Below are 14185 nucleotides of genomic sequence, written 5' to 3'. Positions count from 1 at the left end.
ACAACCACTTGGAGCCTCAAACCATGACCATTGCCGCAAAAAACCTCACCCCCACCGTTACCACCGGGCCGCTGCCGGCATCGCGGAAAATCTACATTCCGGGGGAGATCCACCCCGATATCCGCGTGCCGATGCGCGAGATCAGCGTCCATCCGACCGCGGGCGAGCCGCCTGTCGTTGTCTATGATTCCTCCGGCCCCTATACGATCGAAGGCGCAGATATCCTTATCGAGCAAGGCCTCGCGCAGCTGCGGCGCGACTGGGTGCTCGCCCGCGGCGATGTCGAAGCCTATGAGGGTCGCCACATCCGCCCCGAAGACAATGGCTTCGTCAGCGCCGATCGGCTGACGCCGGAATTTCCCGCCAAGCGCCAGCCATTGCGTGCCACGGGTGGTAAGGCCGTCACGCAGCTGGCCTATGCACGGGCCGGCATCATCACGCCAGAGATGGAATTCATCGCTATTCGCGAAAATCTCGGCCGCAAGGCAAAGGCCGAAGCCCTGATTCGCGACGGTGAGAGCTTCGGCGCCCATATTCCAGACCATGTGACGCCGGAATTCGTCCGCCAGGAAGTCGCTGCCGGTCGGGCGATCATCCCTGCCAACATCAACCACCCCGAGGCCGAACCGATGATCATCGGCCGGAACTTTCTGGTGAAGATCAACGCCAATATCGGCAATTCCGCCGTCACGTCGTCGATGGCGGAAGAGGTCGAGAAGATGGTCTGGGCCGCCCGCTGGGGCGCCGATACCGTCATGGACCTCTCAACCGGCCGCAACATCCACAACATCCGCGAATGGATCATCCGCAATTCGCCGCTGCCGATCGGCACCGTGCCGCTCTATCAGGCGCTGGAAAAGGTCAGCGGTATTGCCGAAGACCTCACCTGGGAGGTCTATCGCGACACGTTGATCGAACAGGCCGAACAGGGCGTCGACTACTTCACCATCCATGCCGGCGTGCGGCTGCATTACATCCCGCTAACGGTCAATCGTGTCACCGGCATCGTCTCGCGCGGCGGCTCGATCATGGCCAAGTGGTGTCTCCATCACCACCGCGAGAGCTTCCTTTACGAGCATTTCGAGGAGATCTGCGACATCTGCCGCGCCTACGACGTCTCCTTCTCGCTTGGCGACGGCCTTCGTCCCGGCTCGATCGCTGATGCCAACGACGCCGCGCAATTCGCCGAGCTGGAAACCCTCGGCGAATTGACCAAGATCGCCTGGGCCAAGGATTGCCAGGTGATGATCGAAGGCCCCGGCCATGTGCCGATGCACAAGATCAAGGAAAACATGGACAAGCAGCTGAAGGTTTGCGGCGAAGCCCCCTTCTACACGCTCGGGCCGCTGACGACCGATATCGCGCCGGGTTACGATCATATCACCTCCGGCATAGGCGCTGCGATGATCGGCTGGTTCGGCACGGCGATGCTCTGCTATGTCACGCCGAAGGAACATCTCGGCCTGCCCGATCGCAATGACGTCAAGACCGGCGTTATCACCTACAAGATCGCCGCCCATGCCGCCGATCTTGCCAAGGGACATCCGGCCGCGCAGGTGCGTGACGATGCCCTGTCGCGGGCGCGATTCGAATTCCGCTGGGAAGATCAGTTCAACCTCTCGCTCGATCCCGATACGGCCCGCAGCTTCCATGACGAGACCTTGCCGAAGGAAGCGCACAAGGTCGCGCATTTCTGCTCGATGTGCGGTCCGAAATTCTGCTCGATGCGGATTTCGCACGACATTCGCGCCGAGGCCCAGAAGGAGGGCTTGGACGCGATGGCGGCAAAATATCGCGAGGGCGGGGATCTCTATATGCCCATCGAAAACCTTGCTCATCCGGCCGAGTGAGATGCGCGTCCTGATCAAAGGGGCCGGCGTTGCCGGCCTCACTCTCGCACATGAACTGAATGTCCGCGGCGCCGAAGTCACGGTCTTCGACCCGCGTCCGGAGTTCGGCAATGCCGCCTCCTGGCTCGCCGGCGGCATGCTGGCGCCATGGTGCGAACGGGAAAGCGCCGATGCGGCGGTACTCTCGCTCGGAATCGATGCCGCCGACCGGTGGGATACGATGCTGCCGGGAGAAGTCGTGCGCAACGGAACTCTCGTTGTCGCGCCGACACGCGATCAGGTGGAGCTGAAACGATTCGCCGGCCGCACGAGCGGCTATCGCCGGGTCGAAGAAAGCGAAATCGCTGCCCTGGAGCCCGCTCTTGCGGGCCGCTTCAGGCATGGGTTGTTCTTTCCCGAGGAGGCCCATCTGGATCCGCGCCGGGCGTTGACCAGACTGAAAGGGGGACTTTTGGCGAAGGGTGTCGCCTTTGCCAGCGGTGATATCGACGAAAGCGGCTTCTCCGAGATCGCCGATTGCACAGGGGCTGCTCGTATCGGGCAAACCCATGATCTGCGCGGGGTGCGCGGTGAAATGCTCTATCTAAGCGCCGAAGAAATAACGCTCGCCCGGCCCATCCGCCTGCTGCATCCACGCTTTCCCGTCTATATCGTGCCGCGCGCAACGGCCTTTTCATGGTCGGTGCCACGATGATCGAAACCGAATTCGACGGGCCGATCACGGCGCGTTCGCTGATGGAACTGCTGAATGCGGCCTACGCGCTACACCCGGCCTTTGCCGACGCCACTGTCGTCGAAACCGGCGCCGGCATCCGCCCAGCCTTCCCCGATAATCTCCCGAAAGTGACCCGGGAAGGCAACGTCACCATCCTCAACGGTTTCTACCGCCACGGCTTCCTGCTGGCGCCGGCAATGGCGGTGGAAGCTGCCGATCTCATCCTTTCCGAGCAGACGAAACAAGGGAGCTCCCTATGCGCCTGATCATCAACGGCGAAGCCCAGACGATCGCCGTTACCACGCTCACCCAGCTTCTCGTCGCACTCGACTATGAGGGCGACTGGCTGGCCACCGCCGTCAACGGCGAGCTCGTCCACCGCGAAGATCGCGACGACCATTCGCTTGATGACAATGACAGGATCGAGATCCTGACACCGATGCAGGGAGGCTGAGCCATGCTTGATCTTTATGGAAGCCAAGTCGGATCGCGGCTACTTCTTGGTACGGCTCGCTACCCCTCACCGGCCATCCTTGCCGAAGCGGTTAGGCGGTCGGGAACGGAGATCGTCACCGTCTCGCTGCGCCGTGAAACGTCCGGCGGACGCGGTGGCGGTGCTTTCTTCGAGATGATCCGCGATCTCGGCGTTCGCGTTCTTCCCAACACGGCCGGTTGCCATGGTGTTTCGGAAGCGGTGCTGACGGCGAAGATGGCTCGCGAAGTGTTCCGAACCAACTGGATCAAGCTCGAGGTGATCGGCAATCACGACACGCTGCAGCCGGATGTCTTCGCGCTGGTGGAAGCGGCACGCATTCTCAGCGGAGACGGCTTCGAGGTCTTTCCCTATACGACGGACGATCTTGTGGTCGCCGAACGCCTGGTCGAAGCCGGTTGCAAGGTGCTGATGCCCTGGTGTGCGCCGATCGGCACAGCGGCCGGGCCACTCAATCTCTCGGCCCTTCGCTCGATGCGCGCGCATTTTCCCGAGGTGCCGCTGATCGTGGATGCCGGTATCGGCCGACCCTCGCATGCGACCACGGTCATGGAGCTGGGTTTCGATGCAGTGCTATTGAACACCGCCGTTGCCGGTGCGGCTGATCCCGCTGCGATGGCCGAAGCCTTCGCAAAGGCAATCGATGCCGGTAGGCAAGCATTCGGCGCGGGCATGCTGGAGCCGCGCGACATGGCGGTGCCATCGACACCGGTCATCGGAAAGGCGGTTTTCGCGTGAAAATCGACCCCTTCTACCTGATCGTCGATAGCGCCGCATGGATCGAAAGGCTGGTGCCGCTCGGCGTAAAACTGGTGCAGCTGCGTATCAAGGATCGCCCTCTCGCCGAGATACGCACGGACATTCAAGCTGCAAAGGCGATTTGTGCAGCACATGGGTGCCAGCTGATCGTCAATGATTATTGGCAGCTTGCGATCGAAGAAGGCTGTGACTTCATTCACCTGGGACAGGAGGATCTGGCGACGACCGATCTCGGCGCCATCCGCAAGGCCGGTTTGAAGCTGGGGCTTTCGACACATGACGAGACCGAGCTGGCGACAGCTCTTACGGCAAGTCCCGATTATATCGCGCTCGGGCCGATCTACCCCACCATCCTCAAAGCCATGGCCTGGGCGCCGCAAGGTCTTGAGCGAATCGGCCAATGGAAGGCCGAAATAGGCAACATCCCGCTTGTCGCGATCGGCGGCCTCACGATTGCGCGTATTGCCGGCGTGTTCGAAAATGGCGCCGATATTGCCGCCGTCGTGACCGATATCACCCGCAATTCCGACCCCGAATCACGCACGCAGGAATGGATCAAGGCAACGCGTCCATGGCTTTCCAGCTGATCGATACGGCTGAAAATCATCGCCAGACGGCTGGTTTTCCGGGATTCGGCTGCGATGAACGATACATTCATAAAATATTCAGGTGAACATAATCATGCTTAGAACGTTGAATAAATGACTCGCGCATTCGCTGAGCATGAAGACTGCTTTGGAGGTAGTCATGATAAAGAAAACAGTTCTAACGGTTTTGCTGGCCGCTACGGTCGTAGGTGGCGCATTGGCGCCCGTCAGCAGCGCGCAGGCGCAGTATTACGACGGCCGGCCGCCCTATCGTGGCGACTGGCGCGGCCATGACGACTGGCGTGGCCATCGTCACCATGGCAATGGTGGCGCAATCGCCGGCGGCGTCGCCGCAGGCCTCATCGGCGGCCTGATCGTCGGTGGCGCCCTTGCCAACCGCGGTCCGGTGTATGAAGCACCTCCGCCGCCGCCCAGATGCTGGTGGGAGAACCGTCAGGTTGAAAACCAGTATGACGACGGCTGGCACTACGAACGCGTCCGCGTCTGCAATTAAGCAATCAACCGAGTGTCGGCGACGAGCCGATGCTTGATTGGACAGTCATTTCAAATCGCCGGCGCCAGACCGCCGGCGATTTATTTATGTGGCCTTACAGATGCGAAGCGCTGCCAAACTTAAAGCCCATGCGTTCTCGGATACAGGCTGCGCTCCGGAAAGGCCCTACCCGCAAGACTTTCCGGATCAGGCCGCAAGATTTCCACCCGCAGCGGATAGCAGGGCGCCGCGTCGCTCGAATGGCCGCTGCCGCAATCGCCGCCTGGGCAAGCCGACAGCGCGCCCAGAAGATCGATCTCCGCGAAAAACTCGATGAAATCGCCTGGCCGCACCGGGCTTGCCTTCATGAAATACTGATGCGTGTCACGCGTGAACCCGGTGCACATGAAGACGTTCAGCACGTCATGAACATGCATTTCCGCTTCCTGGACGGGAATGTTCATTTCGGACGCAAGCGCCCGCGACAGGTTCGAATGGCAGCAATGATGGTAGTCGTCGCCCTTCAGCAGCCGGTTGGTATAGGGATCGCAGCGTGTGCCAATGACATCGTGGACACCGGCTCCATCAGCATCCCAGCCATACCAGCCGAGCGTGTCGTGGGTGATCGTCGCCATCGGCCGCAGATATGGCAGAGTGCTCCACAGCCGATCGCCGAGGCCGACATGCGTGGCATGAAGGGCACGCGTCTTGCCGCTGAAAAAGCGTTCCGAAAGATCATCGGCATTCCACAGATTGAGGTCGCCGACCTGCGATCCTTCCACGCTGACGATGCGAAAGAAATGCCCCTTCGGCACACGGAAACTGCCCGCTTCTCGCGGCGGCACGATGATCTCGCTGACCTTGGTCAAGCTTTGCCTTGCGGAATGGAGCACATCCAGATCCGCCGGAGGCAGCGTTTCATTGGGATAGACGACCACCGGCGGCTTGCCGCGCCGCTCCTCGGCATCGGGGGGAACGGGAATATCCATGGTCCTATGCATCACGATCCCTAGTCCTTTGTCAGTTCGCTTGCCGATTTCATTGTGCCAATGGGGCCGCACTCTAACGAGATTGGCCTATTGCACAACGCTCATTGTTCTTGCTCTATGGCCAAGTATTACTTAGCCTTGGCCTATGCGCCAGTTTCCCCTCGCCTCCCTTCGCGCCTTTGAGGCAGCCTTCCGCCATCAGAGCTTCGTCAAGGCTGCCGCGGAACTCAATATGACGGCTACCGGTATCAGCCAGCATGTGCGGGCCATGGAAAACTGGCTCGGTGTTTCGCTATTCGTCCGCCATGCCCGCGGCGTAACGCTGACGGCGGCCGGACGCGAATTCGGGACGGCGGTGGCCAATGGGCTCGGGCATATCGAGATCGCCGCCCGGCAATTGAAGCTCGAGAGCCCTGAGCGGCCGGTGAGTGTCGCATGCATCGCTTCCGTCGCCACCCGCTGGCTAATCCCGCAATTGCCGGCATTCAGGCGAGAGCATCCAGATATCCGCATCAACATCGTCTATGCGCTCGATGCAAGAACGCCGGAAACCGCGAGCGTCGATCTGCTGATTCGGCATGGGACACAGCCCGGCACAAATGCCGTCGCTCTTTTGAGCGGCGAGACGCGACCCACCTGCTCGGCGGAATTCGCCCGACGCCACGGCCCGATCACCTCCCCCGCCGATCTGGTCGACGCCGATCTTCTGCACGATGAGACCACCGCCGCCTGGGGCCGCTGGTTCGCACTCGCCGGCATTCACCAGCATCCGAAATCGGGGCCGATCTTCGCCGACTTCAGCTTGATGATCGGGTCCGTCATGGGCGGACAGGGCATCGGCCTCTGCCCGACCGCGCTGATCGGCGACGAACTGGCTAATGGGACATTGGTCACTCTGTTCGACATGCCTCTGGACACGGAGAAATCCTATTGGCTCATCGAAGCCGCCAGGCTTTCCATTGAGGCGGAGATATTCCGCGACTGGCTCATGAAGGCAAGCTCAGCATCCCGAAACGCTCGGGAAAGCTGAGGCTTTTGCTCAGCCGAAGCGAGCCACGAGGAAATCGATCGCGCTGCGCAGCATCGCTGTGGGACGGCGATCCGGCGCATAGACCAAATGCATCGGCGTCGGCTTGTAGGACCATTGCGGCAGCACCGGCTCCAGCCGCCCGGCATCAAGATCGGCGGCCAACAGCAGCTCAGGCTGGAGCACGATGCCAGCTCCGTGGAGCGCAGCAACCCGCAACGCCCCGCCCTGGTTCGTGGTAAACCTGCCCCTTATAGCGATTTCGCGTGTTTCCCCTTCCGGGCCGACAAGATGCCAGCGCCCCTGCAGACGCCAATAGGAGTGGCCAAGGCATACGTGTTTCGTGAGGTCCTCGGGCGTCTCGGGCCTGCCATGGCGGGCAAGATAGTCAGGCGAAGCAGCAAGCATGCGCCGATACGGTTTCAAAGGCCGAGCCACCAGATTTGTATCCGTCAGCTCGCCAATATGGATGCAAAGTTCATAGCCCTCGCCAATCAGATCATGCGGATTGTTGTCGAGCGCCAGATCGACGCTGACGTCGAGATTCTCGTGCAGATAATCGACAAGAGCCGGGACCAGGCTCTGGGTTCCGAAGCTGACGGGTGCGACGAGCCGAAGCTTGCCGCGCGGCGCCGACTGCAATTCCGACGCAGACGCCTCGGCCAGATCAACTTCCGTCAGAACAGTCTTGCAGCGCTCATAATAGAGCTTGCCAACCTCGGTCAGCTGGTGGCGGCGGGTGGTTCGATGAAGCAATCGCGCGCCGAGGCGCTGTTCGATCGTCCGGATATGCTTGGCAACCATGGTGGCGGATACCTGGCTGATCTCCGCCGCGGCGGCAAAGCTGCCTTCCTCGACGACCCTGACAAACATCGCCATGCCAGCCAACTTGTCCATGATTGCGTACCCAATGGTTCTGAATGAAGCAAATGGTAGCCTATTTATCCACCTATGGTTTTGCAAGATAGTCGGAACTGCCTAACATCAGGCTATATTCTCTCAAGGAGTCGTCATGCCCATCTTGCGCTTGGAAATGCATCCCGGACGTACACAGGACCAGAAGCGTGCCTTCGTTCGTGAAGCCACCAAGGTCGTCGTCGAAACGCTGGTTTGCCCGCCGGAATCGGTGGAAATCATCATTACCGAGATTTCGAAGGATTCCTGGGCGACGGCGGGCAAACTGAAATCGGATAGCTGAGACGTTCCGATCGAAAATATCGAGCCTGACGGCGCTATACCGGCCGTCAGGCCGGGCTTATCGTCAAGCTTTGACGGCCCCAGGCCTCGGCCCAATCCATCAGACGGGCCAATTCCTGCTTGAGGGCGTGGGAGCGGATAATATCAGGGGCGTGATCACTATTGGTGCGCGGATTGTAAAATGCGCCGATCTCCTCGCCGCTTTCCCGTCTTGCCGCCTCAAGCCGGGCCTTTAGATCTTCCACTTCGGCCTTCACCGCAAAGTACCGCTTCATGACCTCAATGAGGTCGCGGTCGCTTGCATTCATTTCCATGCATACTCCACCTTACTAAACTTAGCCCTCGGCACTGATCCGATTCGAATGGCGAAATCTAGATCGTTGTTGAGCCGGCAACGTGGATTGCGACGAATGCGCCAGAACACAAAAGGTGGTCGCCATCGGAATTGCGATGCGATTTTACGACCAGTTTTCCTTGACCGACTGCATCACTACATTGGTCGACGTGCTTGCCACGAAAGGCAGGCTGGAGATTTTTTCGCCCAGGACGATGCGGTAGCGCCGGATATCCGACGTGCGAACTTTCAGCAGATAATCGAAGCGCCCGGCGATCATATGGCACTCCTCAATTTCCTTGATTTTCTTGATGGCATTGTTGAAGCTGAGCAAGGCCTCCTCGCGGGTATCAGTCAGCTTCACTTCGGCGAAGGCGACGTGATCGAGGCCGAGCTTGACCGGATTGAGCACAGCCTTGAAGCCATCGATATAGCCGGAATCGATCAATTTCTTCAGCCGCGCCTGGCACGGCGTCTTTGAAAGACCGACACGCTCGGAGAGCTCCGTGATCGACATGCGGCCGTCTTCGACCAGTGCATCGAGGATCTTTTGATCGAACTGGTCAATTTCACTGGATTTGATCATTTCTGTAGGCATTCCTATTTGAAATGGACATTATTGAAGTCCAATATGACTGAAAAGCCGCAGTTTCAAGGCGGAACGCCTTTCGGGAATGAAGTATGTTCCGCAGCGAAGCAACGGGAGGGCCGCAGGGAGCGAAATCGCTCGCGCCTATGTGGTTACAGGGACCCTTGCACCTTGAGGTTATCATGACTGCTACTGTCGCACTCGCCGCCGAAGAACCGTCCCCGGACGCTGCCCCGTTTTCACATTTCGCCCCTCCCATCCGTGAGCAAAGCCCGCTTCGAAAGGCGATTACTGCGGCCTATCGGCGTCCGGAGACCGAATGCCTCCCCATGCTGGTCGAGGCGGCTACTTTGCCGGCACCCGTTCGTGAAGCTGCGAAGAATACGGCCAGGACGCTGATCGAGGCGTTGCGCGCCAAGCACAAGGGCACCGGCGTCGAAGGTCTGGTGCACGAATATTCGCTGTCGAGCCAGGAAGGCGTGGCGCTGATGTGCCTTGCCGAGGCACTGCTGCGCATTCCCGACACGGCAACGCGCGACGCGCTGATCCGCGACAAGATCGCCGGCGGCGACTGGAAGTCGCATCTGGGCGGTGGCCGCTCGATGTTCGTCAATGCCGCGACATGGGGACTGGTGGTTACCGGCAAGCTGACATCAACGGTCAGCGAAAGCGGGCTGTCGGCCTCGCTGACGCGGCTGATCGCGCGTGCTGGCGAGCCGGTGATCCGGCGCGGCGTCGACATGGCGATGCGGATGATGGGCGAGCAATTCGTCACGGGCGAGACGATCGACGAGGCACTGAAGCGTGCCCGCGCGCTCGAGGCCCAAGGCTTTCGCTATTCCTACGATATGCTCGGCGAGGCAGCGACGACACACGCCGATGCAGAACGCTACTATCGCGACTATGAAAACGCGATTCATGCCATCGGCAAGGCCTCGGCCGGCCGCGGCATCTATGAAGGCCCTGGCATCTCCATCAAGCTCTCCGCCTTGCATCCTCGCTATTCGCGCTCGCAGGTCGACAGGGTCATGGGCGAACTGCTGCCGAAGGTGAAAGCGCTCGCCCTTCTCTCCAAGAGTTACAATATCGGCCTGAACATCGACGCCGAGGAAGCTGACCGGCTGGAGCTGTCGCTCGACCTGCTGGAAGCACTTTGCCTCGATCCGGATCTCGACGGCTGGGATGGCATCGGCTTCGTTGTGCAGGCCTATGGCAAGCGCTGCCCCTTCGTCCTCGATTTCATCATCGATCTCGCCCGCCGCTCAGGCCACCGGCTGATGGTACGCCTCGTCAAGGGCGCCTATTGGGATGCCGAGATCAAGCGCGCCCAGGTAGACGGCCTCGAAGGCTTCCCGGTCTACACCCGCAAGATCTACACCGATGTCTCCTATATCGCCTGCGCCAAGAAGCTGCTTTCGGCAACCGATGTGGTCTTCCCGCAGTTCGCCACCCACAATGCGCAGTCGCTGGCAACGATCTACCAGATGGCCGGAAGCGATTTTGCCGTTGGCAAATATGAGTTCCAATGCCTGCACGGCATGGGCGAACCGCTTTACGAGGAAGTAGTCGGCGCCGAAAACCTGGATCGTCCATGCCGGATCTACGCGCCTGTCGGTACGCATGAAACGCTGCTCGCCTATCTTGTCCGCCGCCTGCTCGAAAACGGCGCCAACTCCTCCTTCGTCAACAAGATCGCCGATCCGGCCGTTCCCGTTTCCGAATTGATCGCCGATCCTGTCGAGATCGTCAGTGCGATGCCCATCATGGGCGCACAGCACGACAAGATCGTCCTTCCCGCCGATCTGTTCGAGGGCGCTCGGAAGAATTCAGCCGGCATAGATTTGTCGAATGAAGCGGCGCTCTCCGGGCTCTCCGCCGAACTGCACGCCTCCGCCGCCAGGGATTGGGTCGCAAAGCCGCTGCTCGCCGATAGCTCCGAGCGCGGCGAGACGCGCCCGATCCTCAATCCCGCCGACCATTCCGACGTTGTCGGCCACGTTACCGAGCTCGGCCTGGATGACGCCGCCGACGTGATGCGCCTTGCGGCCGGCGCTACTGGATCATGGGCGTCCGTCAGCCCGGATGCTCGCGCAGCGATCCTGGAGCGCGCCGCCGAACTGATGCAAGGCGAGATGCCCCTGCTTGTCGGCCTGACGATCCGCGAAGCGGGCAAGTCTACAGCAAATGCCGTCGGCGAGGTCCGGGAGGCCATTGATTTCCTGCGCTATTACGCTGCGCTGCGCGCGCAAAGTATTGAAGCCCGACAGCGTTCCGCTCGGTCCGGTCGTCTGCATCAGCCCATGGAACTTCCCGCTGGCGATCTTCACCGGCCAGGTTGCCGCAGCACTGGTTGCCGGCAATCCGGTTGTCGCCAAGCCGGCTGGCAACACGCCGCTGATTGCTGCCCAGGGCATTCGCATCCTGCATGAAGCGGGCATTCCGCGCGACGTTCTCCAATTCGCTCCAGGTAGCGGCCGCATGGGGGCAGCCCTCGTCGGTGCGCCTGAAACCGCCGGCGTCATGTTCACCGGTTCGACGGAAGTCGCCCGCCTCATTCAGGCGCAGCTCGCCGAGCGGCTGTCGAAATTCGGCAAGCCGATCCCGCTGATCGCCGAGACCGGCGGCCAGAACGGCATGATCGTCGACTCCTCGGCGCTCGCGAACAGGTCGTCGCCGACGTCATCGCTTCTGCCTTCGATAGCGCCGGACAGCGCTGCTCGGCGCTGCGCGTGCTATGCCTGCAGGACGAAGTCGCCGATCGTACGCTGACCATGCTGCGCGGTGCGCTTCGCGAGCTCTCTGTCGGCCGTACCGACCGGCTTGCCATCGACATTGGGCCCGTCATCGACGACAACGCCAAGCGCGGCATCGATGAGCACATCGAACGCATGCGTAAGCTTGGCTGCGCCGTCGAACAGCTCGACCTTCCGACAAGCGCCGCCAAGGGCACCTTCGTCGCCCCGACGATCATCGAGCTGAAGAAGCTGAGCGATCTGAAGCGCGAGGTGTTTGGGCCCGTCCTCCATATCATCCGCTACAAGCGCAAGGGGCTGGACAGGCTGATTGATGATGTCAACGCGTCCGGCTACGGCTTGACCTTCGGCCTGCACACCCGGCTGGATGACACGATCGCCCATGTCACCAGCCGCGTGAAAGCAGGCAATCTTTACGTCAACCGCAACATCATCGGCGCTGTCGTCGGTGTTCAGCCCTTCGGCGGCCGCGGCCTCTCCGGTACCGGCCCGAAGGCAGGCGGCCCGATGTATCTGCGTCGTCTGACCGCCTCATCGACCGAGCCACTGCGCGACGAAACAGTACAGGTCGATCCAGCCGCTCAGGAGTTTCTTGCCTGGCTCGACAGCAAAGGAGCACCGGCTGCAAAGCAGGCTCGCGCCGTTGCCGACCAGTCGTCGCTGGGTTTCAACGCCGAACTGCCCGGCCCGGTCGGTGAGTTGAACCTCTATGCGCTGCATCCGCGTGGCAGGGTCCTGCTCGTTCCACAGACGGCGCTTGGCCTGCATGTCCAGGTCGCCGCCGCACTTGCGACGGGCAATTCGATCGTCATCGACGCTGCTTCGGGTCTGCAGGACGAACTCCAAAATCTGCCAGCGGTGGTTACGGCCCGCATCTCGTGGTCAAAGGATTGGGCTGCGGATGGCCCATTCGCCGGCGCTCTCATCGAAGGAGATGCCGCGCGCGTCCAGCGGGCCATCAAGACGATATCAGCTCTTCCCGGCCCCCTGCTGCTCACGCAGGCCGCCTCTAGCGAGGAAATCGCCGGGAGCGCCGATGCCTACTGCCTGAACTGGCTGCTGGAAGAAGTGACGACGTCGATCAACACGGCAGCCGCCGGCGGCAATGCCAGCCTGATGACGATCGGCTAACGCCGCGATCTCGAATGAACTCGGCGGCCGGGATAGTCATGTCCCGGCCGCTTTTTTTGTGACTGCATCTGTCGGATTCATTCACGCTGCCTCAAACCTGATCCTTTGGCAGCCATGTGCTCATCCCTTCCGAACGTCATTTGATTGGCCGCTTAAAAAATTTTGAGAAAAGCTTTTCTCTTATTGACTCTGACATTGAGAAAAGCTTTTCTCAAGAAAATCGAGTGGGAGAAGACATCTGGAAAATCAGCGTGCGAAAAGCGGACGCGCAACGATTCACGACGTTGCGGCGGCTGCAGGTGTGAGCATTTCGACAGCATCGAAAGCCCTCAACAATACCGGCCGCATGGGTGACGACACTCGCGAGCGGGTCAAGCGGGCCGCTGCCGAGATCGGCTTCCGGCCGAATACTCTCGCCAAGGGGCTGCTCAGCAATCGCACCTTCACGATCGGTCTTCTGACCAACGACACATATGGCCGCTTCACGCTGCCGGTCATGGCCGGCATCACCGAAGCGCTCGTCGATCATGGGGTTTCGGTCTTCCTGTGTACCATCGAGGATGATCCGGTGCTTGGAAAGGTTCACGTGGACGCGCTGCTGGACAAGCATGTTGACGGCATCATCGCCTCGGGCAAGCGGATCGACCGCCGCTTGCCGGTGGATCTGTCCAACCTGCCCGTGCCGGTCGTCTACGCGTTCACAGAGGGTGCGCCTGATAGCGTCACCTTCTGCGCCGACGATTTTCAGGGAGCGGTTCTTGCCGTCGAATGGCTTCAGGGCCTCGGCCGACGCCGGATAGCCCATGTGACGGGGCCGGACAGCTTCGTCTCGGTGCGCGAGCGCGCCAAGGCCTATCGCGGCCTTGTCGGCGACGCGCTGCCGGTCATGTACGGCACCTGGTCCGAGGCATGGGGTCACGAAGCGGTGGCACAGCTATGGAATGCGGCCGGCGCAAAACCAGACGCGATCTTCTGCGGCAACGACCAGATCGCGCGGGCGGTCGTTGATGCGCTGCGCGAGCGCGGCGTGCGGGTGCCGGAGGATGTCTCGGTGGTTGGTTTCGACAATTGGGAGATCGTCGCCGCGCAAACAAGGCCGCCGCTGACGACGGTCGACATGAATCTCAAGGCGCTCGGAAGAGAGGCCGGACTGACGGTTCTAGCGCTCGCGGAAGGACGCAGCGTCGAACCGGGGATCAGGACATTGCCCTGCGAACTCGTCGTGCGGCAGTCGTGCGGGGGAGACCCCGAGCTTTAATCAAGAAAGG

At 61.0% G+C, this 14185-nt stretch carries 13 protein-coding genes and 2 pseudogenes; 11 read left to right on the top strand and 4 right to left on the bottom strand.

The window, feature by feature from the left end; all coding sequences use genetic code 11:
- Window positions 1–23: 23 nt before the first annotated feature.
- The 6 genes and pseudogenes from thiC (at window position 24) to BSK43_RS26725 (ending at window position 4918) form a co-directional block, all read left to right on the top strand.
- Window positions 24–1850: a phosphomethylpyrimidine synthase ThiC gene (gene thiC / locus BSK43_RS26750; RefSeq protein WP_077468260.1), complete on the top strand. Its 1827-nt coding sequence runs from the start codon at window positions 24–26 to the stop codon at window positions 1848–1850.
- Between the two features lies 1 nt (window position 1851).
- A pseudogene (thiO, locus tag BSK43_RS26745) lies at window positions 1852–2831 on the top strand (glycine oxidase ThiO).
- Complete coding sequence (gene thiS, locus BSK43_RS26740; protein ID WP_077467812.1) at window positions 2822–3019, top strand: sulfur carrier protein ThiS; 198 nt, start codon at window positions 2822–2824, stop codon at window positions 3017–3019. The pseudogene thiO and the gene thiS overlap by 10 nt, the downstream one beginning before the upstream one ends.
- Before the next feature lie 3 nt (window positions 3020–3022).
- Window positions 3023–3796, top strand: a complete 774-nt coding sequence (locus BSK43_RS26735; RefSeq protein WP_077467811.1) for a thiazole synthase — start codon at window positions 3023–3025, stop codon at window positions 3794–3796.
- On the top strand, window positions 3793–4404 hold the full coding sequence (locus BSK43_RS26730; protein ID WP_077467810.1) for a thiamine phosphate synthase: 612 nt from the start codon (window positions 3793–3795) through the stop codon (window positions 4402–4404). The genes BSK43_RS26735 and BSK43_RS26730 overlap by 4 nt, the downstream gene beginning before the upstream one ends.
- Window positions 4405–4564: 160 nt before the next feature.
- The gene (locus BSK43_RS26725; RefSeq protein ID WP_077467809.1) at window positions 4565–4918 is read left to right on the top strand and encodes a hypothetical protein; all 354 of its coding nucleotides are present in this window, start codon (window positions 4565–4567) and stop codon (window positions 4916–4918) included.
- Between the two features lie 119 nt (window positions 4919–5037).
- Here the strand turns inward: BSK43_RS26725 and BSK43_RS26720 are convergent, their stop codons facing one another.
- On the bottom strand, window positions 5038–5898 hold the full coding sequence (locus BSK43_RS26720; protein ID WP_077467808.1) for a DUF1989 domain-containing protein: 861 nt from the start codon (window positions 5896–5898) through the stop codon (window positions 5038–5040).
- A gap of 133 nt (window positions 5899–6031) precedes the next feature.
- Between BSK43_RS26720 and BSK43_RS26715 the strand changes: the two genes are divergently transcribed.
- The gene (locus tag BSK43_RS26715) at window positions 6032–6916 is read left to right on the top strand and encodes a LysR substrate-binding domain-containing protein (RefSeq protein WP_077467807.1); all 885 of its coding nucleotides are present in this window, start codon (window positions 6032–6034) and stop codon (window positions 6914–6916) included.
- Window positions 6917–6925: 9 nt separating this feature from the next.
- Here the strand turns inward: BSK43_RS26715 and BSK43_RS26710 are convergent, their stop codons facing one another.
- Complete coding sequence (locus tag BSK43_RS26710; RefSeq protein WP_077467806.1) at window positions 6926–7810, bottom strand: LysR family transcriptional regulator; 885 nt, start codon at window positions 7808–7810, stop codon at window positions 6926–6928.
- Window positions 7811–7925: 115 nt separating this feature from the next.
- Between BSK43_RS26710 and BSK43_RS26705 the strand changes: the two genes are divergently transcribed.
- Window positions 7926–8111, top strand: a complete 186-nt coding sequence (locus BSK43_RS26705; protein ID WP_068393729.1) for a 4-oxalocrotonate tautomerase — start codon at window positions 7926–7928, stop codon at window positions 8109–8111.
- A 46-nt stretch (window positions 8112–8157) separates the two neighbouring features.
- On the opposite strand, the gene BSK43_RS26700 is transcribed toward BSK43_RS26705, so the two are convergent.
- Entirely contained in the window at window positions 8158–8424 is a 267-nt protein-coding gene (locus tag BSK43_RS26700; protein WP_077467805.1) for a hypothetical protein, read from the bottom strand.
- A gap of 144 nt (window positions 8425–8568) precedes the next feature.
- Complete coding sequence (locus tag BSK43_RS26695; RefSeq protein ID WP_077467804.1) at window positions 8569–9030, bottom strand: Lrp/AsnC family transcriptional regulator; 462 nt, start codon at window positions 9028–9030, stop codon at window positions 8569–8571.
- 95 nt (window positions 9031–9125) lie between these two features.
- Between BSK43_RS26695 and putA the strand changes: the two are divergent.
- The 3 genes and pseudogenes from putA (at window position 9126) to BSK43_RS26685 (ending at window position 14175) form a co-directional block, all read left to right on the top strand.
- A pseudogene (gene putA / locus BSK43_RS26690) lies at window positions 9126–11802 on the top strand (bifunctional proline dehydrogenase/L-glutamate gamma-semialdehyde dehydrogenase PutA).
- Window positions 11715–12917 (top strand): aldehyde dehydrogenase family protein, encoded by a 1203-nt coding sequence (locus BSK43_RS36040; RefSeq protein WP_281406670.1) that lies wholly within the window; start codon window positions 11715–11717, stop codon window positions 12915–12917. The pseudogene putA and the gene BSK43_RS36040 overlap by 88 nt, the downstream one beginning before the upstream one ends.
- A 301-nt stretch (window positions 12918–13218) precedes the next feature.
- Window positions 13219–14175, top strand: coding sequence for a LacI family DNA-binding transcriptional regulator (locus tag BSK43_RS26685; RefSeq protein WP_246662696.1), 957 nt, complete (start codon window positions 13219–13221; stop codon window positions 14173–14175).
- Window positions 14176–14185 lie beyond the last annotated feature (10 nt).

This window comes from Rhizobium sp. P44RR-XXIV (assembly GCF_001999485.2).
Classification (GTDB): domain Bacteria; phylum Pseudomonadota; class Alphaproteobacteria; order Rhizobiales; family Rhizobiaceae; genus Rhizobium.
This window is presented reverse-complemented; position numbering and strand designations above follow the sequence as displayed.

What these genes read in the sequence shown, in the direction of transcription:
- thiC (WP_077468260.1), top strand. Translation starts at nt 24, where the DNA reads ATGACCATTGCCGCAAAAAACCTCACCCCCACCGTTACCACCGGGCCG.
- thiS (WP_077467812.1), top strand. Translation starts at nt 2,822, where the DNA reads ATGCGCCTGATCATCAACGGCGAAGCCCAGACGATCGCCGTTACCACG.
- BSK43_RS26735 (WP_077467811.1), top strand. Translation starts at nt 3,023, where the DNA reads ATGCTTGATCTTTATGGAAGCCAAGTCGGATCGCGGCTACTTCTTGGT.
- BSK43_RS26725 (WP_077467809.1), top strand. Translation starts at nt 4,565, where the DNA reads ATGATAAAGAAAACAGTTCTAACGGTTTTGCTGGCCGCTACGGTCGTA.
- BSK43_RS26720 (WP_077467808.1), bottom strand. Translation starts at nt 5,898, where the DNA reads ATGCATAGGACCATGGATATTCCCGTTCCCCCCGATGCCGAGGAGCGG.
- BSK43_RS26715 (WP_077467807.1), top strand. Translation starts at nt 6,032, where the DNA reads ATGCGCCAGTTTCCCCTCGCCTCCCTTCGCGCCTTTGAGGCAGCCTTC.
- BSK43_RS26710 (WP_077467806.1), bottom strand. Translation starts at nt 7,810, where the DNA reads ATGGACAAGTTGGCTGGCATGGCGATGTTTGTCAGGGTCGTCGAGGAA.
- BSK43_RS26705 (WP_068393729.1), top strand. Translation starts at nt 7,926, where the DNA reads ATGCCCATCTTGCGCTTGGAAATGCATCCCGGACGTACACAGGACCAG.
- BSK43_RS26700 (WP_077467805.1), bottom strand. Translation starts at nt 8,424, where the DNA reads ATGGAAATGAATGCAAGCGACCGCGACCTCATTGAGGTCATGAAGCGG.
- BSK43_RS26695 (WP_077467804.1), bottom strand. Translation starts at nt 9,030, where the DNA reads ATGATCAAATCCAGTGAAATTGACCAGTTCGATCAAAAGATCCTCGAT.